Source organism: Pseudomonas brassicacearum, assembly GCF_003732265.1.
In the GTDB taxonomy this organism is placed as follows: Bacteria; Pseudomonadota; Gammaproteobacteria; order Pseudomonadales; family Pseudomonadaceae; genus Aquipseudomonas; species Aquipseudomonas brassicacearum_D.
In genome coordinates this window covers 402,182-427,824 of sequence record NZ_MOBK01000006.1, presented here as the reverse complement: position 1 = coordinate 427,824, position 25,643 = coordinate 402,182, and the positions used below count along the sequence as shown (strand labels likewise).

Below are 25,643 nucleotides of genomic sequence, written 5' to 3'. Positions count from 1 at the left end.
GCTGGACGCGCTGCCACGTCCAGCCGCTTGCGATTACTTGCTGGCCCAGGCGTTGAAGCGCTCTTCAAGTTCTTCACCGTGATCCACCCAGAACGCCACGTCCATCGACAGCGCTCCCTTCAGGTTTTGTGGCGCGGTGGGCACCCATTGCGCGAGTTTTCTGTCCAGTTTCGCGGCCGCTTCGGTATTGGTCGGGCCGTACGGAATCTGCTCGACGTACTTCACCTGCGCGTCCGGCTGATTAGCGAAGGCGATAAAACGCTTGGCCTGATCGACATGTTTCGAACCTTTGATGATCGCCCAGTAATCCATGCCATACAGACTCCCCGGCCAGACCAGCCCGAGGTGACTACCGTTTTGCGCGGCAGCGGCCACTCGTCCGCTGTAGGTCGAGGTCATCACCACATCCCCCGCCGTCAGCCATTGCGCCGGTTGCGCGCCGGCTTCCCACCACTGGATGTAAGGCTTGAGCTGGGTGAGTTTGGCGAAGGCGCGGTCGACACCTTGCGGGGTGTTCAGCACGGAATACACGTCCTCGACTTTCACGCCGTCGGCCAGCAAGGCGAATTCCAGGTTGTACACCGCGCGTTTGCGCAGGCCACGCTTGCCGGGGATTTTCTGCACGTCCCAGAAATCCGCCCATGACGTCGGGGCCTGCGCCAGTTTCTGCGTGTCGTAGGCAATCGCCACGCTCCACACCAGCGCCGCCGAACCACACGCCTGTGCCGCATCGGGTATCAATTGCTCGACGTGGCCGAGTTTGCTCCAGTCGAGTTTCTCGTACATGCCTTCATCGCAGCCGCGCATCAGGTCCGGGCCTTCGATCTGCACCACGTCCCAATCGGCATTGCCGGTGTCGACCATCACTTTGATCCGGGCCATCTCGCCGTTGTATTCACTCTGGATCAGCTTGCTGTGATCCGCGACGCTGAACGGCTGGAAAAACGCCACATCCTGGGCTTTCTGGCCGGCACCGCCGTAACCTACCACCACCATGTCCGGTGCTGCCTGAGCGCTGCCCAGGCCCATGGCCAGGGACAGCATCAAGGGATAAAAACCGTGCTTGAGCGTGTTCGATTTCATCAGTGGTTCCTCTTGCAGGTGCCACGCGACCAACGCCGCCGTGACCCATTTTTATTGTTGTGAGGTTCGCCCCAGGAGCGGGCGAAAAATGAATCTACTGCGAGCGCCAGTAAAAAAACAAGTTGATTTTTTACTACAGGTAAATTTCTATAGGCAAATAATAACAACGCCGAAAACCCGGCCTTTCGGCTTCAGCCTGCCTGGAGTACCTGCACCATGCCGTCCTCTTCCGCCGCTTTTGCACTTCTGTTCGAACCCTTGCAGCTGCGGGGCAAACGCCTGAAAAACCGCATCATGTCCAGCGGTCACGACACGTCGATGCCCACCGACAACCTGGTCAACGAGCAACTGATCGCCTATCACACCGCACGAGCCGAAGGCGGTGTCGGGCTGATCGTGCTGCAAGTGGCCGGGGTGCATGACAGCGCGCGTTACACCTCGCATGTGCTGATGGCGACCGATGACGCGTGCATCGAGGGCTATCGGAAAATCGCTGACAGTTGCCACGCACACGGTACGGTGGTGCTGTCGCAGATCTTCCATCCGGGGCGCGAAATCATGGAGTCCAGCGATGGCCTGCTGGCGGTCGCGTACTCGCCTTCAGCGGTGCCCAACGAACGTTTCCGGGTGATGCCGCGTGCGCTGGATCAGGCGATGATCGACGAGATCGTCGCCGGTTACGGGGCCGCGGCCCGGCGTTTGTATCAGGCCGGAATCGACGGCGTCGAAGTGGTTGCCAGCCACGGTTACCTGCCGGCGCAATTCATCAATCCACGGGTCAACCGTCGCACCGATGGCTACAACGGCGAGCTCGAACAGCGCCTGCGTTTTCTGCGCGAAGTGATCGCCGCCGTGCGCGCCAACACCGATGAACACTTCATCATCGGCCTGCGCATCTCCGCCGATGAACGCGATCCCGAAGGGCTGACCGAAGACGAATCCTTGTCGGCCGTGCAATCGCTGCAACCGCTGCTGGATTACGTGCACATCGTCGCAGGCACCTCGGCTTCCTTGGGCGGTGCGGTACACATCGTGCCGCCGATGGCGATCGAAGCCGCGTACCTGGCCAAGGAGGCCGGCACGTTCAAGGCTGGCCTGTCGATTCCGCTGTTCGTCACCGGGCGCATCAACCAGCCACAGGAAGCCGAATTGATTCTGTCGCGCGGTCAGGCAGACGTTTGCGGCATGACCCGCGCACTGATCTGCGACCCGCAAATGCCCAACAAAACCGACACCGGCCACGTCGAAGATGTGCGCGCCTGCATCGCCTGCAATCAGGCCTGCATCGGCCACTTCCACAAAGGTTTGCCGATCTCCTGCATCCAGCATCCGGAAACCGGGCGCGAGCTGATCTTCGGCCAACGCCAACCGGCGAAGCAACGTAAACGCATCATGATCGCGGGCGGGGGTCCCGCCGGCATGAAAGCCGCCGCCGTTGCCGCCCAGCGTGGACACGACGTGACCCTCTACGAGGCCAGCTCACAACTCGGCGGCCAGGTCTTGCTCGCGCAACTCTTGCCGAAACGCGCTGAATTCGGCGGCGCCAGCACCAACTTGCAACGGGAAATGGAACTGGCCGGCGTGCGCGTCGTGCGCAACACCCGCGTCGACCGGGCACTGGTGGAACGCGAACGGCCAGACATGGTGATCGTCGCCACCGGTGCCGAACCGTATTGGCCGGCGTTCGAGCGCGGCGGCGAATTGCAGGTGGTCGACGCTTGGCAAGTGCTGCGCGACGAAGTACAAATCGGTCGTTCGGTGGTGGTGGTCGACTGGCGCTGCGACTGGATCGGCCCCGGCATCGCCGAACGCCTGGTCCGCGCCGGGCATCAAGTGCAACTGGCGGTCAACGGCACTCATTGCGGGGAGAACCTGCCGCTGTACGTGCGCGATCAACTGGCTGGCGAACTGCACAAACTCGGCATCCCGATCACCCCCTACGCCCGCCTGTATGGCTGCGACGACAACACCGTCTACCTGCAACACACCGCCAGCGGCGAACCGATGCTCTTCGAAAACATCGACACCCTGGTGCTCTGCCAAGGCCATCAACCCGTCGATACCCTCGGCGCAGAACTGCAAGGCCTGGTGGAGTTTCGCCGCATCGGCGACTGCCTCGCCCCCCGCACCGCCGAAGAAGCCATCTACGAGGGTTTGAAAGTCGCCTGGGAGCTTTAAGGCTGTTTATACTCCGGGGTTTTGCAGACCCCGGTTTGGAGCACGCCATGAGCAACAGCAGCAAGATGCAGCCTGCCACCGGCGCGCCCACACAGGACAGCGCCGCCGCGCCGCACTTCCTTGGCACCCGGATTCGTGGCCTGCGCAAGCGCCGGGGCATGACCCTGGCCGAACTGGCGCAGATGAGCGAGTTGACGGCGGGGTACATCAGCCAGCTCGAACGCAACCTCGCCTATCCTTCCATCCCGGCCCTGTTCAACATCGCCCGCAGCCTGGGCGTGACCATTCAATGGTTCTTCGCCAGCGAAACGCAAACGGCGCCGGAAGATGACGGCATAGTCGTGCGTAAAAACACCCGCATGAGCGTGCATTACGAAGACGGCATCGTTGATCACTTGCTGACACCGCAGCCGAATCGGCAGCTGGAGATGCTGCACTCGCGGTTTCCGCCGGGGGCTTACAGTCAGCAGAGTTATAGCCATGAAGGTGAAGAGGCTGGGTATGTGCTGTCGGGGAGTTTTGAGCTGTGGGTCGGGGAACGGCATTTTTCGCTGGGTGAAGGGGATAGCTTTAGTTTTTCCAGCCAGGAACCGCATCGGTATGGGAATCCTGGGGATGTGGATGCGGTGGTGATTTGGGTGGTTACGCCGCCTACGTTTTGAGGGTTTGGCGTTGGCATTGGCTGTCGAATGTCAGCTCACAGGCTCTTCTGTTGAGCTGAATCGTCAGTAGACAGGATGAGCGGCGGCTGCGCTACCAGCTCTGAATCGGTGTCAGCGTTCGCTTGAGGTTGGGGTTTGGCGGTGAACAATGGGGCTAATAGTCGCCGTATACCTTCTTCAATGAATGAGAGAAGCCCGAAGGTGATGAAGCCGAAAATCAGCCCGGCGACCAGAATACTCAACGGGTGTATTCGGGAGGCATCGGTGCTGTCCATCATGTAAAAGAAGGCCTGAACACCGGCGGCCACGCAGGCCGCTACGGCTGTTATCAGCTTCACAGACAACCAAAGCCGTTGCCATCTGTTCATGCGTCCTCCGTCATCCGGATATTTGTTGTGTATTGCATGATAGCTAATGACGGGGATTTGCCTTCGAGCAGTCGCTTCCTGTTTTGGCGTTCAGGTTTTGTGTTGCTCGGTTAGCAGACTCCAGAATCGCGTCAATTACTGAGGCCATCAAGGTCGACTCCATGCAGGACATACGCTGCGGCCACTGCTGCCGCAAACTCGCCGCCGCCACCGGCTTCATCGAATTACAGATTAAGTGCCCGCGTTGCGGGGCACTCAACCACTTGAAGGCCCAGAGCCTCCCCCAAGCGTGCCGCGAGCATCCAGAACAACGAGTTCATGAATGCAGCAACCCACCCTTGGCAGCCTGTTCGCAGGCATAGGAGGCTTTGATGTCGGATTTGAAAACGCCTGTTACCGCAGCGCCTGGCAAGTTGAACTCAACCCGGTCAACCGGGCTGTGCTTGCCGATCGATTTCGCCATGCACGCCAATTTGAAGACGTGCGCCAGTGCGGCGCCCACAACCTGTCCCCCGTCGATGTCATCACTGCCGGCTTCCCTTGCCAGGACATCAGCGTCGCTGGGTGGTCCTTGAGAACGTCGTTAACCTGCTCGCTGTCAACGATAGCCAAGACTTTGAAACAGTCATCCGGACCTTGCGGACTGCGGGTATGTGGGATTTTGGCGAGTGCTTAATGCTCAATATTTCGGAGTCCCTCAGCAACGTCGCCTAATATTCCTGGTCGCAGGTTATCGACGAATGCCCCCCTTCGAGTTCCTGGCTGACGCCGCGCCAGTGGACGCAATACCTCCAGCGTCTCAATCGATCCAGTGGCCACGCCCCGCGAATGCCTGGGCTGCCAATACTCTATTGGCCAGCAAGGCCGGCTCCCAGATCGCTATGGGCTGTACCAATCTCGTCGCTCACGCGAACGGATGGGATCAGATGGCTGAGCGGCAGCGAACGGCTGAGGATGATGGGTTTTGCCTCGGACTGGATGCGGCCAACCTTGCAAAGGCTTTCGCTGCCGGAAACTATCCTTCCCGGCACCACCAAGATTGCGCGTACGCGCAGCCATCGATGAACTCAATGCCACTGAGTACAAAACCGGTCGCAGCCATTCCTGCAAGTGTTGCGTCCAGCAGCGCCGGCAATGGATCAGGATCCAGCGGCATCCCCACCACGACACGAGCGACGTTCGTGGCTCGTACCAGCTCTTGGCAGACCGATGAACTCACCATGACATTGCCTTTGATCGCGAGGTATCGGCGTCGTGCCTTAGCGTCGAGCGCGATGCCGCGTGACCTCATCGGAGTGACCAGTGCGTGCATATGGTGGCCCTACTCGTCGCTATCGATGTCGAGCATTGATTCCACCGCAAAGGCCAGCGCGCCATCAGCCAGCTCAAGCAGGCCCCTTAGGTCGTCGCTATCAATCAGCTTGTTTTCGTGCAGCGCGTAAGCCTGGGTCAGCAACGCCTTGTCATGAGCGCCTGGCTGGAGGAGCAACGCGGTTTTGTCTGCGAGCATGGTTTGCCATCGCGATAAATCCTGCTGTACCGCGGGGACTTCGGATGTGATTTTGGTTGTCATCGACTCGGATCCAGGGCGGCCAATACTGTATGTATATACAGTATATCCACGATCTTCGATTGACACCTCCAGATGTCGACGAAACGCCCTACAGCTATCAGAGAACGGGGTAGGACAAGTCGTACTTTTGACAGCTAATCAAGGGCAAAAAAAAAGCCCGTCTCAGCGGAAGCTGAAACGGGCTTTCCCCGCAATGACGACCGTTACTTCAGGTCGTCAAAGTGGTCTCGCAGGAACTCGTAAAAGCGAAACGCTTGAAACGATCTCCATACGAGGCTCAGCGTACGCAGCAAAAGCTTCATACGTTTTGGCCTCCAGGTTGGGGGCCAAACCTCCAGCGCACTTACCGGATCACGCGTGCCTTCGGGAAGACACGCCAATGTTTTCCGTGAGGCGGCCGGTTGAGTTCCCTCCGAACCATCATTCCGGCACGGGTGCAAAACCGTGTCAGAGGGGACGAAACTGTTATGTCGCCGGCCAAACCTCATCGCTGCACTGGCGTGCGAGCGACGGCATATTAACCTAGAACTCCAAACGCGGCAGTCGGATATGGGTGATCTTTTGGGCATCCAAGCGATGAACAGACATGTTTTTGTAAAACGTTATTTCTGTCAGAGTCTACTGGTTCTGATTCAACGCCGAACACCCGCTTCTGCACATTCATTTGCCCTCACCTGATGTGGCAAAATACGTTGCAGGGATCAGCAAAGCTTAATACCATGGCACCCACGCCAGTGTTTTCCCGTGAGATGTACCAAGTCCCAGCCGCAAGCTGAGGCTTACAAAAGAACCGCCCCGCAAAGGCGGTTTTTTTTCGCCTGCCTTTTCGGTCTTATCTGCATATGTGCCAACTCGGCCAGTGTCACACCGTGTGGAGCCGTGATATGGCCTTAGACCAAGCCACCTACGTGGCTGTGTTCAATTTGCGCGGCAACCGCCGGCTTTAATCACGCACACGGCCCCCTCTGACTGCGTTTTTTTTCAGAACATAGGATGGCTTCATGTCGAAGTTGTAGGCAAAATCCGAGACTTGCGTAAGAGGGTACGCTTGCTGAGTGTTTTGGCAGACTACCGTCTTGAAAGCCTTATATTCGGCGGGATACTCTCCAGACGTCGCTGCAAAGTCAGCGACCAGGTGTAGGAACCTGAAATGAATTAAGGCGTCACAGCGCCAATAAGTATTGCAGGCGCTTTTTTTGTGTCCGCAATAGCGTTCTATGGCGGCTGTGCGCGGGACACCTTCGGGTGTGCCGGGTGCCTTGATTCCCGGTATTCCTACCCTGCGTACGGTCGCCACCTTATCCCGTAGGAAGGACGGTAGCGACTCCCCCAATCAAGGAGCTGCAAAATGCAAAACAATGGATACCTTTCCAGCTATACATCCCACAACCACCTCATCAACGGAGGTGGCAAATGACCGACCCAACAGAAGCAAAAACCATTGGCTTCACCCCCTGCATCTATTGCGTAGACCAACCACTGTTCCACGTCAGCGCCGGCGTTCCTGTCGATGCAGCACTGGCAATGGCTTCAGATCTGCTGTTCCTAGCCAAGGCGCTTACAAAAGACGCCGCCTATGACAGAGAAACGGACCGCTTTTCGTGGGCTGCGCACTATTTGACGGCAATGGGGAAAGCGGTGATTGATGACGTGGTCAAAGCAGTTACGCCGCGGCCTGTTAGACCGAGTATGAAAGTCGCAAAATAGCGACTATTCACTCCAGATGTTTGCCCCGACATTGTCGGGGCCTCTGAACAATTGACGCGGTGCATAAGCAGCGAACCTCCCCGCAGCAACACACCTACATTTTCGCGCACATCTCGACATCTGCCTGCGTCTTCACTTCCGTTTCAATGCCCAATCTGTATTTGCAGTAGTCGATGATGTCCTGGCGTAACTCATCGCTCAGGGTCTCTACCTTCCGGTAGTCACCGTCGTTAGCGTGAATGTTGAAGAACTTCATTCTCAACGTCGGCGTCTTTTTCACAAAGTAGATGGTGTTGACCTCACCGTCTGAAACCTCGTTGTAGTAGCCGATATTCAGAACCACCAGCAATGCAAGCACACCTGCTAATAGGAGGTACTTCATTCTGCGGCCGGACGAGGAGGTGGCAGAAGCTGCGTTTTCGTGCGGATGTTTCTGACCAACTCCATACCAATATTCCCCGGACAAATCTTGCCGTCTCTGTCTTGGCCTGGAAACTCTCTATGCCCACCAAACCGCTCAATGACAAATACACTTTTCAGAGCTTCCACCAGGTGCAGCAATGCGTCTATTTGCGGCGCAGGTATCACATTCGTTGTGTTGTAGCCCAAGTACTCAAGGGTTTCACGACCTTTGGCAACCATGTCACCGCCCTCTTCTGCGGTTGTCAGATTTTCCAAAAGGACGATGCCGATAACGCCTGTGTTGAATAGCTTGACGCTGGATGCCTGCAACCGAATATCACGGCCTTCTAAAACGGTGCCGTCACAGGCGATGCCGTAGTGATAACCGATGTCGTCGTATTGATTACCCATGTGATGCGCTTGAACGCCTTGCATCTGTTTGACTCCATCGGGCGTGCATTCGTACGAGCGGCCAGCATGGTGCAACGCGATCATCGTGTAGTCCCAGTCCTTTACCATGTTCGGCTTCCCTTTCACGGCGCCCCACGCTGAGCGCTCCGTGAAGCTGTGCCCAAGCGACTGCACCTTTTTAATAATCGCCTCGCGAGTGGCAGCACGGTCATTGACGGTGATCGGAACAGGGCACATGAACTCGCCCGGCTTGATCTCCTGCACAGTCGCCTCAGTAGCAAATTTGGCGCCCATTCAAACGCCCTCCGACATTTCGTGAAGGGTGCGCGCGGGTGCGCTGAATTTAATATGCAGGGATATTTTAGAGTCGGGTGAAGGTGCCTTCACGTGTGCGACACCGCTCGCATCGGTCACGCCCGGGATTTGCACACCATCAACAGTGGCGACAAATTCACGTAACGCCAAAGGCTGCCCAGTTTCACTATCGCTAACACTAAACGACTGCCCGAATAATTTTTGAAAGGACAAAGGTAGTGGCGCAATGAAAGGTACGGGGGTGTGACTGCTTCCAATAATGATGGTGCCCGAACCCGCTGTGACGGTGTTCCCATGAGCGCCAGTGCTCCCCACGGTCGCGGCATTCAATCCATTGATAAACACAGTGGTGGAAAACTCACCGACTATCGGGCTTGCGCATGCGCTCTGATCAGTTTTTCTGGCCGCGGCCAATCCATCAAAGAAAACATCTGGGGGAGCCTGTAACGATTGGATTTGTACCATGCCCAGGCAAGGGACACGCGGTAGGGTCAGTGATGCGGGCGGCAGGCTTTGCCATTTCAGATTCCTTTCTGGTTGCGCTTAATGAGGGCAGTAATGTACCACCGGACGTTTCGAAAGGCTCCAGCAGGACGGCGCACGCCGGTGTACAAACAAAAAACCCGGCACTAGGCCGGGTTCCTGTATTTCATTTGCTTCATTCATTATTGGTTTGACCAACAGCCCTACTCTATTTCCGTCAGGAGCGGATTATCTCTCTCGGAACTCATCGCGCTGGCTATGGAGGACATAGACCTGGTTGCCGGCGTGGTGCATATCCGCCGGGCATTGGTTGAAGGGGAGTTCAGGGTGGCTAAGGAGCGTACCAGATAGCGATTTGTGGAGCTGATTTGATCCAGCCCTTGATCTGATAAGGGAGATTGTCGTTGCGGGCCAGGAGTCGCCCTTCGAGAAGATCAATGTCATTCAGCGGAACAACATCACTACCAAAATTAAGGCACTGAGAGGTAGTGACCGGGTTAATACGATGGTGTTTCGCCCTAAATTTGCCCTAAACGAAACACCAGGAACGAAAAAGCCCTCGTAATCGTCAACGATTACGAGGGCTTAGTCTTATTCAATAATGGCGGAGAGATAGGGATTCGAACCCTAGGTACCGGTGAAGGTACAACGGATTTCGAATCCGTCCCATTCGGCCACTCTGGCATCTCTCCAACGGCGCGCATCATAACAACACTTTCGCAGGAAGCGAACCCCCCTAAGCAAAATAATTCTGTGCTATCAGATGCTTGCGTCGATTAAAGCGGTACGCCCAGACGATTGGCGACTTCTTCGTAGGCTTCGATGACGTCACCGAGGCCCTGGCGGAAGCGGTCCTTGTCCATTTTCTTGCCGGTGGCCTTGTCCCACAGGCGGCAGCCGTCCGGGCTGAATTCGTCGCCCAGGACGATGGAGCCGTCGTGGAATACGCCGAATTCGAGTTTGAAGTCGACCAGCAGCAGGCCGGCGTCGTCGAACAGTTTGCTCAGGACTTCGTTGACCTTGAGCGACAGTTCTTTCATGCGAACCAGTTGCTCGGCGGTGCCCCAACCGAACGCCACGACGTGGGATTCGTTGATGAACGGGTCGCCCTTGGCGTCGTCCTTCAGGAACAGTTCGAAGGTGTAAGGGTTGAGCTTCAGGCCTTCTTCGACGCCCAGACGCTTGACCAGGCTGCCAGCGGCGTAGTTACGCACGACGCACTCGACCGGGATCATGTCGAGTTTTTTCACCAGGCATTCGTTGTCGCCCAGCAGCTTATCGAATTGGGTCGGCACGCCGGCGGCTTCGAGTTTCTGCATGATGAAGGCGTTGAACTTGTTGTTCACCATGCCTTTGCGGTCGAGCTGCTCGATGCGCTTGCCGTCGAACGCCGAGGTGTCGTTGCGAAACAGCAGGATCAAGCGGTTAGCGTCGTCGGTCTTGTAAACCGATTTGGCTTTGCCGCGGTAGAGTTCTTCACGTTTTTCCATGATGGGCTCCGCTTGCTAAGTAGGTGGGCTAGGCGATGTGTCGCCAGTCGAGCCCTGAATCTTGATCGGCCAGTTGCAGCCAGTCGGGGTCGCACCCGAGGGTGTCGACAAAACATTGCCGGGCCAGCTGCGGCAGGTTGTTCTTGCTGCTCAGATGGGCCAGGACCAGATGTTGCAGGCCTTGCCAGCCCAACTCAGACACCAGGAATGCCGCCTGGTGGTTGTTCAAATGTCCCAGTTCACCGCCCACCCGCTGCTTGAGAAAGTACGGGTAGTGACCTCGAGCCAGCATGTCACGGCAATGGTTGGACTCGATCATCAACGCATCGAGGTCCCGATAGCCGTCCAGCACCGTGTTGCAATACGAGCCCAGGTCGGTCAGCAGGCCGAAGCGCCGCTCTCCGTCGCTGAAGACGTATTGCGTCGGCTCCTGTGCATCGTGGGCCACCGCAATGACGCCGATGCTCAGAGCGCCGATCTGCAGTTGCTCGCCGCCAGCCAGAAGGCCAGCCGGTTCAATCGGTTTGCGCATCCCGCGCAGGGTCCCGCGACTGAGGTAGACAGGCAGATTGTAGCGCCGAGACAGCAAACCCACGCCATGCACGTGGTCGGCATGTTCGTGGGTCACGAGTATCGCGCTCAACTGCGCAGGGTTCACACCCAGGCGCAGCAGGCGTTTTTCGGTTTCCCGCAGGGAGAAACCACAATCCACCAGCACGTACGTGTCATCGCTGGCTACCAGCGTGCCGTTCCCTTGGCTACCGCTGCCGAGAACGGCAAAACGCATGTGATCAGCCCAGTTTGTCCTGAATCTCACTCAACACTTTACGCGCCACGTCTGCTGGCGCCACGGTGTTGATGTTTTTCTCGACGGTCACCTGGACGTTTTCACCGACCTTGCTCAGGCGAACCTGATAACGCTCGGCACGGGCTTCAACTTCTTCCTTGCTCGGCGCGCTGCCGAACAGGCTACTGAAGAAGCCAGGCTTCTCGTCTTTCTTCTCGGCTTTTTCAGACAGGTTGATGTAGTACAGGCCCAGGCTGCGGTTGATGTCTTCAACGCGCCATTCGCCTTGCTCCAGCGCACGACCGACACTCGACCAGGCACGGTCCAGGTCGTTGCCGACGTTCAGCACCGGGTTGCCGCTGCCGTCTTCGCTCAGGCTGATACGACTTGGCGTATCGAAATCACGCGAAGCCAGCATGGAGACCGAACCGCCCTTCTCCGAAATGCGGCTCATGCTCGCGAGCATGTCGTCGACCAGTGCTGCGTCCAGGCCGGTGTTGACCGAACGGTTGGTGAAGTCCACATCGGCGGTGCTGCCGGCAGGACGCTCGGCGCTGACCACATAGATTTCACTGGTGTTGCGCTGCACGCCTGGCTCGATCCGCACTCGCACGCGGGTTTCGCTGTCGGTGGCGACACCGGCTGCGCTCAGGCGCTTGGCCATCGCTGCAGACAGTTCGTCGGAATGCTGCCAGGTGGTGGTGAACTCGCCGGTTTGCGGCTTTTGTTCATCCAGACGGAAACCGTTGTCCTGGAAGAACTGCACAGCCACTGGCCAGGCTTCGGCCGGAGGGTTCTGCGCCAGGATCGAACGCGAATCGCCGACTTTCTGCAGGGTGTAGGCACTGGCATCGGCCGACGCCGACAACGGCTGCGGACGAGGAACGATGTATTCGCCCTTGGCGGTGTCATCGGCCACGTTACGCGGGATCGGCAGCAGCGGATCCAGACGTTTGGCGGTGGTGACATCCGGTGGCAATTGCATGGGTGCTGTCTGTTGCGCTTCCAGGTAGTCGCTACCACGGTCACGGAAATAACCTTCCGGGCCCCAGACCCATCCACAGCCACTGGTGCTGGAGATAATCAAGGCAAGTGCGGAAAGTCCGGCCATTCGCTTCATGCGTTGTACTTCCTCAATTAAACCAGGACGCTGCACTGGCGCAGGGCCGTGCGAAGCGTTTCATGACAAGGTGTGCTCAGCCAGGTCAGCGGCAGGCGAATGCCTTCGTGCATCAGGCCCATTTCGACCAAAGCCCACTTCACCGGAATCGGGTTGGCTTCGATGAACAGGTCCTTGTGCAGCGGCATCAATTTTTCGTTGATGGCCCGTGCAGTCTCGGCGTCGCCCTTGAGCGCGGCCTCGCACAGGTCGGCCATTTCGCGCGGGGCGACGTTGGCGGTGACGGAGATGTTGCCCTTGCCGCCAAGCAGGATCAGCTCGACAGCGGTCGGATCATCGCCGGACAGCACGATGAAGTCCTTGCTCACGCCATCAAGGATTGCCTTGGCACGCTTCAGGTCGCCGGTGGCTTCCTTGATACCGATGATGTTCGGCACGGTGGACAGGCGAATCACGGTCTCGGCCTGCATGTCGCAGGAGGTGCGGCCAGGAACGTTGTAGAGGATCTGTGGAATGTCGACCGCTTCAGCGATGTGCTTGAAGTGCTGGTACAAGCCTTCCTGAGTCGGCTTGTTGTAGTACGGAACGACCAGCAGGCAGGCATCGGCGCCGGCCGCTTTGGCGTTGCGGGTCAGTTCGACGGCTTCGCGAGTCGAATTGGCGCCGGTACCGGCGATCACCGGAATACGGCCATTGACCTGCTTGACCACGGCCTTGATGACCGCGATGTGCTCGTCTACGTCGAGGGTTGCCGACTCGCCGGTAGTACCGACCGCGACAATGGCATGGGTGCCGTTTTCAAGGTGGAAGTCCACGAGTTTGCTGAGGCTGTCCCAGTCAAGACGCCCTTGTGCATCCATGGGTGTGACCAGTGCCACCATACTGCCCGCAATCATGAAACCGCTCCTGCCGGAAAAAGAGAGCGGTAATGGTACTGGCGCCAAGATGCTTGCACAAGCAAAGTACTGCGCTGCCGCCATTCCCCTTGGCGTTGCTTTTCGCTACCCTTCAGACTTTGATCGGTACTGATAAGCTCGTACGCCAGGTTCCAGCCTCCATTTACGGCATCACAAGCCCCGATCCAGCGTTGCCACCCCTCGCTCCGGCCTCACTGGAGCACGTTGCAACTTGTAGCTCGGGTTTTCTGAATTCGCATCCGCAGGCTCGTTCCCGGAAAAAAGCCCATAGACGTACCGACCGCTCATCGCTTTAGGAATGCTGCATGTCCACCCCCACAGTTCGCGAACAATTCCTTGTCATCAGTGCCCTCGGCGCCAACCCCATGGAGCTGACTAACGTCCTGTGCCGCGCCAGCCATGAAAATCGCTGCGCCGTGGTCACTTCCCGCCTGACCCGTCATGGCGAGTGCAGTGCGTTGATCCTCGAGATTTCCGGTAGCTGGGACGCCCTGGCGCGTCTGGAAGGCAGCTTGCCGAGCCTCTCCAAAAAGCATGCGTTCACCGTCAATGTGGTGCGCAGCGCGGCCCTGGAGAACCGTCCGCAGGCGCTGCCTTACGTGGCTTATGTCAGCTCGGCCTACCGCTCGGACATTATCAATGAGCTGTGCCAGTTCTTCATGGATCACAACGTCGAGCTGGAAAACCTGACCTGTGACACGTATCAGGCGCCGCAAACCGGCGGCACCATGCTCAATGCCACGTTCACCGTGACCTTGCCGGCTGGCGTGCAGATCAGCTGGCTGCGCGATCAGTTCCTGGATTTCGCCGACGCGTTGAATCTGGACGCCCTGATCGAACCGTGGCGCCCACAAAACCCAATGTAAGGAAGCTTTCATGGCCGTTGCCATCGACCAACCGGTTGCCGACTTCGAAGCACCCGCCACCAATGGACAGACCGTCAGCCTCGCGGGCCTTAAAGGCAAGCAAGTGGTGATCTACTTCTATCCGAAGGACAGCACGCCGGGTTGCACCACTCAAGGTCAGGGCTTTCGCGATCAGCTTGAGGCGTTTAAAGCGGCTAACACCGAAGTGTTCGGTGTGTCCCGTGACAGCCTCAAGTCCCACGAAAACTTCAAGGCCAAGCAGGCGTTCACCTTCGAGCTGATCAGCGACAAGGAAGAAGCGCTTTGCCAGCAGTTTGATGTGATCAAGCTGAAGAAGCTGTATGGCAAGGAATACATGGGCGTTGATCGCAGCACGTTCCTGATCGACAAGAACGGTGTGCTGCGTCAGGAATGGCGCGGTGTGAAGGTGCCGGGGCATGTGGATGCGGTGTTGGCGGCTGCACAGGCGTTGAACAAGGCCTGATTTTTTTGGTGCCTGTTCCGACGCTATCGCGAGCAGGCTCACTCCTACAGTTGACCGAATTGTTTTGACTGACGCGATCTAATGTAGGAGCGAGCCTGCTCGCGAAGAGGCCATCAGCCTCACTGAAGAACTAAAGCAGCGGCGCGACTTCCGGCTCCTTGCGCGGCCACGCATCGAGCACGGCCTTGAACAGTGTCGCCAGCGGAATCGCAAAGAACACGCCCCAAAATCCCCACAACCCGCCAAACAACAGCACCGCGCAAATGATTGCGACCGGGTGCAGGTTGACCGCTTCCGAGAACAGCAACGGCACCAGCACGTTGCCGTCCAGCGTCTGAATGATCCCGTAGACCGCCATCAAATAGATGAACTGATCGCTCCAGCCCCACTGGAACAGCGCAATCAGCATCACCGGCACGGTCACCACCACTGCACCGACGTAAGGCACCACCACCGACACGCCCACCAGCAAGGCCAGGAGCGCGGCGTAGTTGAGTCCCAGCACGACGAATCCGATGTAGGTCACGCCGCCACAGATGAAGATCTCGATGACCTTGCCGCGAATGTAATTGGCGATCTGTCGATTCATTTCGTGAGCGACGCGGGTGATCAACGCCCGTTCGCGGGGCAGGTAACCGCGCACCCACTGGCCGATCATCTCCCGATCCTTGAGGAAGAAGAACACCAGGATCGGCACCAGAACCAGGTAGATCATGATGTTTACCAGCAACGGCAGACTCGACAACGAGAACGTCAGCGCCCACTGGCCGAATTTACCGATCTCGCCCCGCGCCACTTCGATGGCCTGCAATACCTGCTCATCCGACACCAGATGCGGATATCGCTCGGGCAGCAGCAATAACAGCGACTGCCACTTGGCGAGCATGCCCGGCAACTCGTTGAACAGCGTAATCAGCTGATGCCACAGCAGCGGCACCAACACAATCATGAAGACCAGCAGCGCTCCCATGAACAGCGCGAAGACCAGCCCCACGGCGACGCCACCGGGCATGCGCAGGCGTTCGAGGGTGGCCACCAGGCCTTGCATGAGGTACGCCAGCACCATCCCGGCCAGTACCGGCGCGAGCATGCCGCCCAAGGTGAGCACGGCGGTGAATGCCAGCACCAGCAGCACCGCCAGCACCACGGCTTCTTCATCGGAAAAGTAGCGCTGAATCCAGTCGCGTAACACCTTGAACATCAATATTCCTTAGAAACGAACGCAGCCGGTTTCAGGCTTTTTTCAACCAGTAGCGGTAAACACCCGCCTCATCTTCTTCGCGAAGCAGCGTATGACCGGCCAATCGGGCAAAGGTGCGGAAGTCGCGCTGCGAACCCGCATCCGTGGCGATCACCTTGAGCACCGCACCGCTGGCAAGGCGATTGAGCTCCAGCTTGGCCTTGAGCAACGGCAACGGACAATTCAGGCCGCTGGCGTCCAGTTCGGCGTCATGGGCTAAAGCGTCGGTCATTGTTTCACTCCGGGTCAGGTGGTTGAGTTGCCTAGAATATCTGGTCCCAAGCCCAGTGTCCGGCTACAGTAAGGTCTTTGTCGACTAAGGCTTTGTGCATGACTTTTTTGCGCCCTACCCTGCTGACGCTCGCTTGCCTGCTCGCCTCACCGGGCTTTGCCGACGACTTGCCGTCACTCGGCGACGCCAGTTCTGCCATCGTCTCGCCGCAACAGGAATACCAGTTGGGCCGTGCCTGGCTGGCGCTGTTGCGCAGCCAGGTTGCGCAGCTCAACGATCCGCAGCTCAAGGACTACGTCGAATCCAGCGTTTACCGACTGGTGGAAACCAGCCAGGTCAATGACCGGCGCCTGGAGTTCATCCTGATCAACAGCCCACAGCTCAACGCCTTTGCGGCGCCGGGCGGGATTGTCGGGGTCAACGGCGGCTTGTTCCTCAATGCGCAGACCGAGGGCGAATACGCGTCGGTACTGGCTCACGAATTGGCTCACTTGTCCCAACGCCACTTTGCCCGCGGCATTGAAGCTCAGCAGCGCATGCAAGTGCCGATGATGGCCGCCCTGCTGGCCGGGATCGTGATTGCGGCGGCCGGTGCCGGCGATGCCGGGATCGCGGCCATTGCGGGCACGCAAGCGGCGGCTATTCAGGAACAACGACGCTTCTCGCGTCAGAACGAGCAGGAAGCCGACCGCATTGGCATCGTCAATCTGGAAAAAGCCGGTTACGACCCACGCTCAATGCCCTCCATGTTCGAGCGCTTGGGGCGCCAGTACCGCTTCGACGCCAAGCCGCCAGAATTCCTACTGACTCACCCGGTTACTGAATCGCGGATCGCCGACACCCGCAACCGTGCCGAACAGGCTCCGCAGGGCGGCATCGAAGACACCCTGCGTTATCAGCTGATTCGCGCGCGCGTCCAGTTGTTCTACGAAGAAACCCCAGGCTTGGGCGCCAAGCGCTTCCGTGCCCTGCTTGAAGAAAACCCGAAAAACGACGTCGCGCGTTATGGCTTGGCTATCGCCCAAATCAAGGGCGGCCAGTTGAATGAAGCTAGGGAAAACCTCAAGCCGCTGCTGGCCAAGTCGCCGAACGAGATCATCTATAACCTGGCAGAAGTCGATCTGGACATCACCAACAATCGCCTGCCGGATGCTCAATCACGCGTCGACCGGTTGCTCACGCAATACCCCGGTAACTACCCGCTGAATCAGGTGCGTGTCGATTTGCTGCTGAAACAGAACCGTACCGCCGATGCTGAAAAGGCGCTGGAAGGCCTGCTCAAGTCGCGACCGGACGATCCGGACGTGTGGTATCAGGTGGCCGAGACTCGCGGCCTGTCGGGCAACATCATCGGCCTGCATCAGGCTCGCGCAGAGTACTTTGCGTTGGTCGGCGATTATCGCCAGGCCATTCAGCAGCTGGATTTCGCCAAGCGTAAGGCTGGCAGTAACTTCCCGTTGTCTTCGCGTATCGATGCACGTCAGCGTGAACTGATGGAACAGGAGCGCATGATCAAGGACATGATGGGCTGACGGCTCAGTTGTAAATTACGCGCACAAAAAAACCGCCTCTTTCGAGGCGGTTTTTTATTCAGCCAACAACCGGTTTATTCAGCCAGTTTGAAGGTGATGAAGCTGGCACGACCCGAACGCAGAACCCGCATCGAGACCGAACGGTTCTTCGGCAGCGCCTTGGCAATCTCGGTAAACTCCTTGCTGGAGCCGATGGCCTGGTTGTTCAGGTGAGTGATGATGTCACCTGGTTGCAAGCCAATCAGCGAAGCTGGGCCGTCCTGAACTTCCTTGATCACCACACCACCTTTGAGGTCGTAGGTTTTCTTCTGTTCATCGGACAGTTCGGCGACGGAAACACCCAGACGATTGCTGCTCATTTCAACGCCAGACTTAGGCATTGCATCCAGCTCTTTACCTTCGTCAGGAATCGCGCCGACCGTCAGTTCGACGTTCTTGCGCTTACCTTCGCGAATCACTTCAAGATTAGCCTTGGCGCCCGCCTTCAGTGCGCCTACCAGGTGTGGCAAGTCGGCCGACATGACGATCGGCTGACCGTTCATGCTCAGAATCACGTCGCCCACTTGCAGACCACCCTTGGCAGCAGGACCGTCGTCCTGGATCTGAGCGACCAGCGCACCGGCCGGTTTCTCAAGACCAAACGACTCGGCCAGGTCCTTGTTCACTTCCTGAATCACCACACCCAACCAGCCACGGCTGACCTTGCCGCCGTCTTTGAGCTGATTGGAAACGTCCATGGCGACATCGATAGGGATCGCGAACGATACGCCCATGAAGCCCCCGGAGCGGGTGTAGATCTGCGAGTTGATCCCGACCACTTCGCCATTCAGGTTGAACAGCGGACCACCCGAGTTACCCGGGTTGATTGGCACGTCAGTCTGGATAAACGGCACATAGTTTTCGTTCGGCAGGCTACGCCCGATGGCGCTGACGATGCCTTGGGTCACGGTGTGGTCGAAACCGAACGGCGAACCGATGGCAACCACCCACTGACCGGCTTTCAGGTCCTGGGATTTGCCGAGTTTAAGCACCGGCAGGTCCTTGCCTTCAATCTTCAGCAGCGCCACGTCGGAACGTGGATCAGTGCCGACCAGTTTGGCTTTCAGCTCACTGCGATCAGCAAGACGCACGAGGATTTCATCGGCATCGGCAATTACGTGGTTGTTGGTCAGGATGTAGCCATCAGGCGAAATGATGAAACCTGAACCCAGGGACTGGGCTTCACGCTGGCGATCACCACGAGGCGAACGCGGTTGAGGCATGCCCCGCTCGAAGAACTCGCGCAGCGCTGGTGGCAGGCCTTCAAGGTCGGGCATTTGCCCGGACACTTTGCGGTCCGGTAGTTTCTGGGTAGTACTGATATTCACCACGGCAGGCGAGGCCTGCTCGACCAACTGGGTGAAATCAGGCAGTTCAACCGCTTGCGCAGTGACCGCCTGACCGAGCACCAGCACGGTGGCAAAAATGGAAAGGTAAGACTTCAAGCGTGGTATCGACATACGGCTCCCGTTACGACGAGCATGGTTAAGCGATATGGAGCAAGGAACACCGGGAACAATACGCCGGTATTTTTGTTCCGGGAACAACAAAACAAGGCCAGAGCCGTGAGGCTCTGACCTATAGAAAAATTCAGGATTTTTTGCAAATTGAAATGCTCACCAAACATTTCGACAATGGCTCACTACTTGGTAGCAGTGGCATCGGTGCGCATGGACAGCGCAATCCGTTCAGCGGTACCTATCGGGATCTCACCGACCACCGTCACCATCATTTCACCCTGAGGCGTGGTCAGACGGCGGGATACAGCAACGGTGGGACCCAACTGTGTGCGAGTGTCCGTCACGGTTGCGCCATTCAATGGCTCAAGGAACACCGAGAAACGCGCCAGACCGTCGTCATACATCAGACTGTTGACCTGTGTTTTGGTCTCCGGGTCCTTGCGAGCACTGCTGCTGGTCAACTCGAAACCGGGTGGTAACCAGTCCGAATGCCAAACCTGTGCAGCCTTGACGGCGGAAGCCTTGTCACTGTCGAGGGTGACAGCCTTGCAATCGTCGCCCGCCTGCAAGTCTTTGTCAGACGGCACGTCGGCGGTATCCAGTTGCGTGAACTGGAATCGCTCCAGCAACTGCCCTTTGTCATTAAGCAGCAATGACTTGAGCGGCAGGCCGGTTTCTTTATCCAGATGGAGCTCAAAACCGTATCGGTGCTGATCACGTGGCGTCAGTGAAACAATCACTGCCGCACGCCCAGCCACACGCGACTTGCCGATGACGGCAAGGTCATACCAATTCTTTAACTTCTGTGGATCCAGTGCACGAGCAGCGGAACTGGGTGAGTCACCCAATCCCGCTATCAGGGTGCCGCTGACGCATTGAGTACGCCCATCAATGCGCACGACTTCCTGTGCGGAGCCGTCGAGCTGGAGTAAACGCTCTCGGACTTTGCCATCCTGGACGCGATGCCAGATGTTATGGGTAGAAAAACTACCGTTACGCTCGTAAACGAAAGTACCGAAAAAGCTTTGCTGTTGCTCGGCCTGGCCCAGACGGGTCAACCAGTCCTGGGCTTCATCAGCGTGGGCTGGTACGACAAACCAGCCTGCGAGCAGAAGCGAAAGTAGAGGTATGGCGCGCATGATCCTCCTTAGCGGTTTTCCAGGCTTGCTGCACGAGCGTAAGGCAGAGCACTTTCAGTGCCTTTCAGCGCAGCTTGTTGAGCATGTTGGCGCAAGTAGCTTGGCAGACGCTGATCGTGCCAGCCTGGCTGACCTTGCAATACACCGCTGGCCATAGGGCCGGTGGCATCCGAGCTCTCATTGTAGCCTGCCAATACAGCTGGACCTTTGACCTGAGGAACGGCCAGACCCGGTTGATTGGATTGCTGAGCCAGTTCGACACCAGCGATCTCGTCCTGGTTGTACAAACGAACGCCGGCCAGTACAGCCAGTGTTACCGAAGCAGCTACTGCCAGGCGACCCAGGCTGCGCCATGGACCACGGGAGGCTTTTGCCGGTACGGCTTCGTCGGCCAACGCAGCAGACACTGCCGCAGCGATGTCCAGGCGTGGAAGCAGCAAGTCCTTGTGCATGACTGCCCGAGCGATTTGGTAACGAGCCCAGGTTTCACGGGTTTCAACATCGTCAAAGGCATTTAATACCCGACGCAATTCCAGTTCGTCCGCTTCGTTATCCATCACTGCGGACAGCGATTCCTGCAGGGCTTCACGACTCATGGCGTTCCTCTCTTGGCTGTCGCCGCTGTCTCAGTTTTCCTGCAACAACGGCTGCAGGGCTTTATCGATGGCCTCCCGAGCGCGGAAAATCCGGGAGCGCACGGTACCCACCGGACATTGCATGACGGCCGCAATGTCCTCGTAACTCAGACCATCGAATTCACGTAAAGTTAAAGCCGTACGTAAATCTTCTGGCAGTTGCTGGATGGTCCGATGGACGGTGCCTTCGATCTCATCCCGCAGCAATGCGCGTTCTGGCGACTCGAGATCCTTGAGGCCATGATCGCCATCGTAGAACTCTGCATCCTCGGAACTGACATCGCTATCCGGCGGCCGACGGCCGCGTGAAACCAGATAGTTTTTCGCCGTGTTAATGGCGATGCGGTAAAGCCACGTATAAAACGCGCTGTCTCCGCGAAAATTTCCAAGGGCTCGGTACGCCTTGATAAAGGCTTCCTGTGCCACATCCTGGGCTTCATGGGTGTCGTGCACAAAACGCACGATCAACCCGAGAATTTTGTGCTGGTATTTCAGCACTAGCAGATCGAAAGCTCGCTTGTCGCCACGTTGAACGCGCTCGACCAGCTGCTGATCCTCTTCCTGGGTTAGCATGAACACTCCTCGATAAGCTCGGAGGAAGCTTGCATAACTAAACGACCAGACTTGCAAACATAGACTCGGGCTTTTCGCAAAAGTTCTCCCCCTCCAAGCAAGTTTCCTGCGGGCTCTGATTTGGCACGCACGAAAAGCGCAGCGCGGGTTACCGGCTGCGCGAATAATCTTGTCATCAGATTCGCCAGCAAGGATCAAACTGCAGATCCTGCCCTGAAGCCGACACTGTTCCTTGAATCAGGCAACCGTCTATTGATCTTGAGCCTTTGGCAAAAGTTCCATTATTTATAACCGGACGGCGCCGACATTGTGCAACCGTGAATGGAAAAATACTGTTAAATCGACGATACAGTCGTCTTGTCGTCGATTCGGTCAAAAAACCATCCGACGAAGCGTCGGGTATCCCGTCACAGTAGTTTCACAATGCCATATGCGCTCGGGTATTGTGCCGCTCCCCCCCTCTATATACTAGTGGGCTGTGTGGCCGACTTGACTCGCCGTTCCAGCAGTCTTGCGCCAACCCCGACCCGGGTCGCTTTGAGCGGAATCCTGAAATGAGCCAACAGTTTCAACACGATGTTCTGGTGATTGGCAGCGGCGCTGCCGGTTTGAGTCTTGCGCTGACCCTGCCCGGTCACTTGCGTATCGCGGTACTGAGCAAAGGCGACCTCGCCAACGGCTCGACCTTCTGGGCTCAGGGCGGCGTCGCTGCCGTGCTGGATGACTCCGACACCGTCGAGTCCCACGTCGATGACACCCTCAATGCCGGCGGTGGCCTGTGCCATGAAGACGCCGTGCGCTTTACCGTCGAGCACAGTAAAGAGGCGATCCAATGGCTGATCGACCAAGGCGTACCATTTACCCGCGATGAACAATCCGGCACCGAAGACGGCGGGTTCGAGTTTCACCTGACCCGCGAAGGCGGCCACAGCCATCGGCGCATCATTCATGCCGCCGATGCCACCGGCGCCGCGATATTCAGAACGTTGCTGGCCCAAGCCAAACAACGGCCCAACATCGAATTGCTGGAACAGCGCGTCGCGGTGGACCTGATCACCGAAAAACGCCTCGGCCTGGAAGGCGACCGATGCCTCGGTGCCTACGTACTCAATCGCGGGACCGGCGAAGTCGACACTTACGGCGCACGCTTCGTCATCCTCGCGTCCGGTGGCGCGGCCAAAGTCTACCTCTATACCAGCAACCCCGACGGCGCCTGCGGAGATGGCATCGCCATGGCCTGGCGTTCCGGTTGCCGGGTGGCGAACCTTGAGTTCAACCAGTTTCACCCCACCTGCCTTTACCACCCGCAGGCAAAAAGCTTCCTGATCACCGAAGCCCTGCGCGGCGAGGGTGCGCATCTGAAGCTGCCTAACGGCGAACGCTTCATGCAGCGATTTGACCCGCGTGCAGAACTGGCACCACGGGACATCGTTGCCCGGGCCATCGACCATGAAATGAAGCGCCTGGGTGTAGACTGCGTCTATCTGGACATCAGCCACAAGCCCGAAGCGTTCATCAAGACGCACTTTCCGACGGTGTACGAACGCTGCCTCGAGTTTTCCATCGACATCACCAAGCAGCCGATCCCGGTGGTTCCGGCGGCGCATTACACCTGCGGTGGCGTGATGGTCGATCAGAACGGCCGCACCGACGTGCCGGGGCTGTATGCCATTGGCGAAACAAGCTTCACCGGCCTGCACGGCGCAAACCGCATGGCCAGCAACTCGCTGCTGGAGTGTTTCGTTTACGCCCGTTCGGCGGCGGCGGACATTCTTGAACAGCTGCCGCACGTGTCGATTCCAGCCGCCCTGCCCATCTGGGATGCGAGCCAGGTCACCGATTCCGACGAAGACGTGATCATTGCGCACAACTGGGATGAACTGCGCCGATTCATGTGGGACTACGTCGGCATCGTGCGCACCAACAAGCGCCTGCAGCGCGCTCAACACCGCGTGCGGCTGCTGCTGGACGAGATCGACGAGTTCTACAGCAACTATAAGGTCAGCCGCGACTTGATCGAATTGCGCAACCTGGCTCAGGTGGCAGAACTGATGATCCAGTCCGCCATGGAGCGCAAGGAAAGCCGGGGCCTGCATTACACCCTCGACTATCCCGATATGCTCCCGGTTGCCCTCGATACTATTCTGGTGCCGCCCACCTACGTCGACTGAACGTCAATCGAACCCGCAGGCGCCGGTGCACATCCGCCGCCTGCGAGTCGCGGGGCACGCAGATCGACCGGACCTGCCGTTCACCACGCAAGCGATACCGCAGCACCACGATCAAGGGCAGGGCCAGGCTGTCCGGTCGCAGCTGCACCGGTTGCCAACCCCGTGCCTGATTCCACAACTGCCAGCCCTCGGCATCGCGACGCAAGCCGCGAATTGCTTGCGGGTGTGTCAGCAGAATCTGACGGGGCAATACCCGAACGCCATGTGCCAGACAGCAAAAAGCGCCGAGCACACTGGCCCAGATCGGTATAGATAGAAGAAACAACGACCCCAGCGCGAACAGCTGGGCCAGGAGATACGCCGCCAGCAACTGCCGTGAGGCATGCCAGCGGCATTCGAACGTATTACTTGGGCTGGACACGGTCCAGGATCATGCGAACCATGCGCTGAAGCTCCGGATCTTCCGATTCGGCGCGTTCCATGAACCAGCCGAACATGTCCTGATCTTCGCATTCGAGCAGCTTGCGGTAGCAATCGCGGTCGACATCATTGAGGTGCGGGTAGACTTCTTTTACAAACGGCACCAGCAATACGTCCAGCTCAAGCATGCCGCGGCGGCTGTGCCAGTAGAGGCGATTCAGTTCAACATCTTCGACCATGGAGCGCTCCTCAAATAGGCGGCAAGTATACAGCCCCGCGCCTCATCGAACAGTCGGCTTTGGTCGGGCACTACCGACCTTTTGTGAACTACCCATTTCACGGGCGCCCCCTTATGATGTCCCCCAGACTCTTTATCCTGCGATGACCCATGGCCGATTCTGCTTTTTTCTGCACCCTGTCTCACGAAGGCGTTCTCGCGGTCCGCGGCGCGGATGCCGGCAAATTCCTGCAAGGCCAATTGACCTGCAACCTCAATTACCTGAGTGAAACCCAGGCCAGTCTGGGCGCGCGCTGTACGCAAAAAGGCCGGATGCAGTCGAGTTTCCGCATCCTGCTGGAAGGTGATGGCGTGGTGATGGCCATGGCCACCGAACTGCTGGAGCCGCAACTGGCGGACCTGAAGAAATACGCCGTGTTCTCCAAATCCAAATTGACCGACGAAAGCGCCGCCTGGGTCCGCTTCGGCCTTGATCATGGCGATACCGCGCTGAGCAGCCTCGGTCTTGAGTTGCCGGCAGACACCGACAGCGTCGTGCGTCACGAAGGTCTGATCGCCATCCGCGTCTCGCCTGATCGCGCAGAACTGTGGGTCGCCGCCGATCAGGCCGACGCCATCAAGGGCAAGCTGTCCGCCCTGCTGGCCGAAGACAATCTGAATCAATGGCTGCTGGGCCAGATCCGCGCAGGGATCGGTCAGGTCATGCCAGAAACACGCGAACTGTTCATCCCGCAGATGCTCAATCTGCAAGCCGTCGGTGGCGTGAGCTTCAAGAAAGGCTGCTACACCGGCCAGGAAATCGTCGCGCGCATGCAGTACCTGGGCAAACTCAAGCGTCGCTTGTACCGTCTGACCCTGGACGCCAGCGAATTGCCCGCCCCCGGCACGCCGCTGTTTTCCCCCAGCCACGGCAGTTCCATCGGCGAAGTGGTGCTGGCGGCCAATGCGCAACAAAACATTGAACTCCTGGCCGTACTGCAAGCCGAAGCAGCCGAGGGTGGCGACATTCATCTCGGCACCCTGGAAGGACCAGCCCTGAACTTGCTCGACCTGCCTTACTCACTGGACCGCGATCGCGAGATTCAGCGTTAACCGCAGCATTTGTGGCAACACCTAGA

General features: G+C 58.1%; 28 protein-coding genes, 1 tRNA gene and 1 pseudogene. 10 read left to right on the top strand and 20 right to left on the bottom strand.

What is annotated here, in order from left to right:
- Nucleotides 1–33 precede the first annotated feature (33 nt).
- On the bottom strand, nt 34–1,083 hold the full coding sequence (locus tag BK660_RS14715) for an ABC transporter substrate-binding protein (protein ID WP_123433882.1): 1,050 nt from the start codon (nt 1,081–1,083) through the stop codon (nt 34–36).
- Nucleotides 1,084–1,299: 216 nt separating this feature from the next.
- Between BK660_RS14715 and BK660_RS14710 the strand changes: the two genes are divergently transcribed.
- Together BK660_RS14710 and BK660_RS14705 are read left to right on the top strand one after the other, a co-directional pair.
- Nucleotides 1,300–3,261: an oxidoreductase gene (locus BK660_RS14710; protein ID WP_123433881.1), complete on the top strand. Its 1,962-nt coding sequence runs from the start codon at nt 1,300–1,302 to the stop codon at nt 3,259–3,261.
- A 65-nt stretch (nt 3,262–3,326) separates the two neighbouring features.
- Nucleotides 3,327–3,923 (top strand): cupin domain-containing protein, encoded by a 597-nt coding sequence (locus BK660_RS14705; RefSeq protein ID WP_185045125.1) that lies wholly within the window; start codon nt 3,327–3,329, stop codon nt 3,921–3,923.
- 35 nt (nt 3,924–3,958) lie between these two features.
- Here the strand turns inward: BK660_RS14705 and BK660_RS14700 are convergent, their stop codons facing one another.
- A complete protein-coding gene (locus BK660_RS14700) occupies nt 3,959–4,291 on the bottom strand; it encodes a hypothetical protein (protein ID WP_123433879.1) in 333 nt (110 codons plus the stop codon).
- A 161-nt stretch (nt 4,292–4,452) separates the two neighbouring features.
- On the opposite strand from BK660_RS14700, the gene BK660_RS14695 reads away from it, so the two are divergent.
- Together BK660_RS14695 and BK660_RS14690 are read left to right on the top strand one after the other, a co-directional pair.
- Nucleotides 4,453–4,653 carry a Com family DNA-binding transcriptional regulator gene (locus BK660_RS14695; RefSeq protein ID WP_123434612.1) on the top strand — a complete coding sequence of 67 codons (201 nt, stop codon included), beginning with the start codon at nt 4,453–4,455 and terminating at the stop codon, nt 4,651–4,653.
- On the top strand, nt 4,614–4,967 hold the full coding sequence (locus tag BK660_RS14690) for a DNA cytosine methyltransferase (RefSeq protein WP_123433878.1): 354 nt from the start codon (nt 4,614–4,616) through the stop codon (nt 4,965–4,967). Before BK660_RS14695 ends, BK660_RS14690 begins: the two co-directional genes overlap by 40 nt.
- Before the next feature lie 339 nt (nt 4,968–5,306).
- Here BK660_RS14690 and BK660_RS14680 read toward each other — a convergent pair whose 3' ends face one another.
- Both BK660_RS14680 and BK660_RS14675 read right to left on the bottom strand, forming a co-directional pair.
- On the bottom strand, nt 5,307–5,603 hold the full coding sequence (locus BK660_RS14680) for a hypothetical protein (RefSeq protein WP_123433877.1): 297 nt from the start codon (nt 5,601–5,603) through the stop codon (nt 5,307–5,309).
- A gap of 9 nt (nt 5,604–5,612) precedes the next feature.
- Nucleotides 5,613–5,801, bottom strand: a complete 189-nt coding sequence (locus BK660_RS14675) for a hypothetical protein (RefSeq protein ID WP_259698505.1) — start codon at nt 5,799–5,801, stop codon at nt 5,613–5,615.
- Between the two features lie 1,476 nt (nt 5,802–7,277).
- On the opposite strand from BK660_RS14675, the gene BK660_RS14670 reads away from it, so the two are divergent.
- Nucleotides 7,278–7,571 (top strand): DUF3077 domain-containing protein, encoded by a 294-nt coding sequence (locus BK660_RS14670; protein ID WP_123433875.1) that lies wholly within the window; start codon nt 7,278–7,280, stop codon nt 7,569–7,571.
- Between the two features lie 94 nt (nt 7,572–7,665).
- Here BK660_RS14670 and BK660_RS14665 read toward each other — a convergent pair whose 3' ends face one another.
- The 8 genes and pseudogenes from BK660_RS14665 to dapA form a co-directional block, all read right to left on the bottom strand.
- A complete protein-coding gene (locus tag BK660_RS14665) occupies nt 7,666–7,953 on the bottom strand; it encodes a hypothetical protein (protein ID WP_123433874.1) in 288 nt (95 codons plus the stop codon).
- Entirely contained in the window at nt 7,950–8,678 is a 729-nt protein-coding gene (locus BK660_RS14660; protein ID WP_123433873.1) for a peptidoglycan recognition protein family protein, read from the bottom strand. Before BK660_RS14660 ends, BK660_RS14665 begins: the two co-directional genes overlap by 4 nt.
- A pseudogene (locus BK660_RS14655) lies at nt 8,679–9,219 on the bottom strand (PAAR domain-containing protein).
- A 565-nt stretch (nt 9,220–9,784) separates the two neighbouring features.
- Nucleotides 9,785–9,874, bottom strand: a tRNA-Ser gene (locus tag BK660_RS14645).
- Nucleotides 9,875–9,958: 84 nt separating this feature from the next.
- On the bottom strand, nt 9,959–10,672 hold the full coding sequence (purC, locus tag BK660_RS14640; RefSeq protein WP_123433872.1) for a phosphoribosylaminoimidazolesuccinocarboxamide synthase: 714 nt from the start codon (nt 10,670–10,672) through the stop codon (nt 9,959–9,961).
- 28 nt (nt 10,673–10,700) lie between these two features.
- Complete coding sequence (locus tag BK660_RS14635) at nt 10,701–11,459, bottom strand: MBL fold metallo-hydrolase (RefSeq protein ID WP_123433871.1); 759 nt, start codon at nt 11,457–11,459, stop codon at nt 10,701–10,703.
- 4 nt (nt 11,460–11,463) lie between these two features.
- A complete protein-coding gene (gene bamC / locus BK660_RS14630) occupies nt 11,464–12,579 on the bottom strand; it encodes an outer membrane protein assembly factor BamC (RefSeq protein ID WP_123433870.1) in 1,116 nt (371 codons plus the stop codon).
- 17 nt (nt 12,580–12,596) lie between these two features.
- Nucleotides 12,597–13,475 (bottom strand): 4-hydroxy-tetrahydrodipicolinate synthase, encoded by an 879-nt coding sequence (gene dapA, locus BK660_RS14625; protein ID WP_123433869.1) that lies wholly within the window; start codon nt 13,473–13,475, stop codon nt 12,597–12,599.
- A 326-nt stretch (nt 13,476–13,801) separates the two neighbouring features.
- On the opposite strand from dapA, the gene BK660_RS14615 reads away from it, so the two are divergent.
- Nucleotides 13,802–14,362, top strand: a complete 561-nt coding sequence (locus BK660_RS14615; RefSeq protein WP_027925530.1) for a glycine cleavage system transcriptional repressor — start codon at nt 13,802–13,804, stop codon at nt 14,360–14,362.
- Between the two features lie 10 nt (nt 14,363–14,372).
- Nucleotides 14,373–14,846 (top strand): peroxiredoxin, encoded by a 474-nt coding sequence (locus tag BK660_RS14610; protein ID WP_123433867.1) that lies wholly within the window; start codon nt 14,373–14,375, stop codon nt 14,844–14,846.
- Nucleotides 14,847–14,976: 130 nt separating this feature from the next.
- Here the strand turns inward: BK660_RS14610 and BK660_RS14605 are convergent, their stop codons facing one another.
- Together BK660_RS14605 and BK660_RS14600 are read right to left on the bottom strand one after the other, a co-directional pair.
- Nucleotides 14,977–16,047 (bottom strand): AI-2E family transporter, encoded by a 1,071-nt coding sequence (locus BK660_RS14605; RefSeq protein WP_123433866.1) that lies wholly within the window; start codon nt 16,045–16,047, stop codon nt 14,977–14,979.
- A 31-nt stretch (nt 16,048–16,078) separates the two neighbouring features.
- The gene (locus BK660_RS14600) at nt 16,079–16,318 is read right to left on the bottom strand and encodes a sulfurtransferase TusA family protein (RefSeq protein ID WP_123433865.1); all 240 of its coding nucleotides are present in this window, start codon (nt 16,316–16,318) and stop codon (nt 16,079–16,081) included.
- 98 nt (nt 16,319–16,416) lie between these two features.
- On the opposite strand from BK660_RS14600, the gene BK660_RS14595 reads away from it, so the two are divergent.
- The gene (locus BK660_RS14595; protein WP_123433864.1) at nt 16,417–17,850 is read left to right on the top strand and encodes a M48 family metalloprotease; all 1,434 of its coding nucleotides are present in this window, start codon (nt 16,417–16,419) and stop codon (nt 17,848–17,850) included.
- A 74-nt stretch (nt 17,851–17,924) separates the two neighbouring features.
- Here the strand turns inward: BK660_RS14595 and BK660_RS14590 are convergent, their stop codons facing one another.
- The 4 genes from BK660_RS14590 to rpoE form a co-directional block, all read right to left on the bottom strand.
- A complete protein-coding gene (locus tag BK660_RS14590) occupies nt 17,925–19,349 on the bottom strand; it encodes a DegQ family serine endoprotease (protein WP_123433863.1) in 1,425 nt (474 codons plus the stop codon).
- Nucleotides 19,350–19,531: 182 nt separating this feature from the next.
- Nucleotides 19,532–20,488, bottom strand: a complete 957-nt coding sequence (locus BK660_RS14585; RefSeq protein ID WP_123433862.1) for a MucB/RseB C-terminal domain-containing protein — start codon at nt 20,486–20,488, stop codon at nt 19,532–19,534.
- Nucleotides 20,489–20,496: 8 nt separating this feature from the next.
- Nucleotides 20,497–21,084 carry a sigma-E factor negative regulatory protein gene (locus BK660_RS14580; protein WP_123433861.1) on the bottom strand — a complete coding sequence of 196 codons (588 nt, stop codon included), beginning with the start codon at nt 21,082–21,084 and terminating at the stop codon, nt 20,497–20,499.
- A gap of 30 nt (nt 21,085–21,114) precedes the next feature.
- Complete coding sequence (rpoE, locus tag BK660_RS14575; protein ID WP_007944079.1) at nt 21,115–21,696, bottom strand: RNA polymerase sigma factor RpoE/AlgU; 582 nt, start codon at nt 21,694–21,696, stop codon at nt 21,115–21,117.
- Between the two features lie 554 nt (nt 21,697–22,250).
- Between rpoE and nadB the strand changes: the two genes are divergently transcribed.
- On the top strand, nt 22,251–23,867 hold the full coding sequence (gene nadB, locus BK660_RS14570) for an L-aspartate oxidase (RefSeq protein WP_123433860.1): 1,617 nt from the start codon (nt 22,251–22,253) through the stop codon (nt 23,865–23,867).
- Here the strand turns inward: nadB and BK660_RS14565 are convergent.
- Nucleotides 23,836–24,288, bottom strand: a complete 453-nt coding sequence (locus tag BK660_RS14565) for a protein YgfX (RefSeq protein WP_123433859.1) — start codon at nt 24,286–24,288, stop codon at nt 23,836–23,838. The two genes, nadB and BK660_RS14565, sit on opposite strands and share 32 nt — an antisense overlap.
- Entirely contained in the window at nt 24,272–24,526 is a 255-nt protein-coding gene (locus BK660_RS14560) for an FAD assembly factor SdhE (RefSeq protein WP_007944081.1), read from the bottom strand. Before BK660_RS14560 ends, BK660_RS14565 begins: the two co-directional genes overlap by 17 nt.
- Before the next feature lie 149 nt (nt 24,527–24,675).
- Between BK660_RS14560 and ygfZ the strand changes: the two genes are divergently transcribed.
- Nucleotides 24,676–25,617: a CAF17-like 4Fe-4S cluster assembly/insertion protein YgfZ gene (gene ygfZ / locus BK660_RS14555; protein WP_123433858.1), complete on the top strand. Its 942-nt coding sequence runs from the start codon at nt 24,676–24,678 to the stop codon at nt 25,615–25,617.
- Nucleotides 25,618–25,643: the final 26 nt, after the last annotated feature.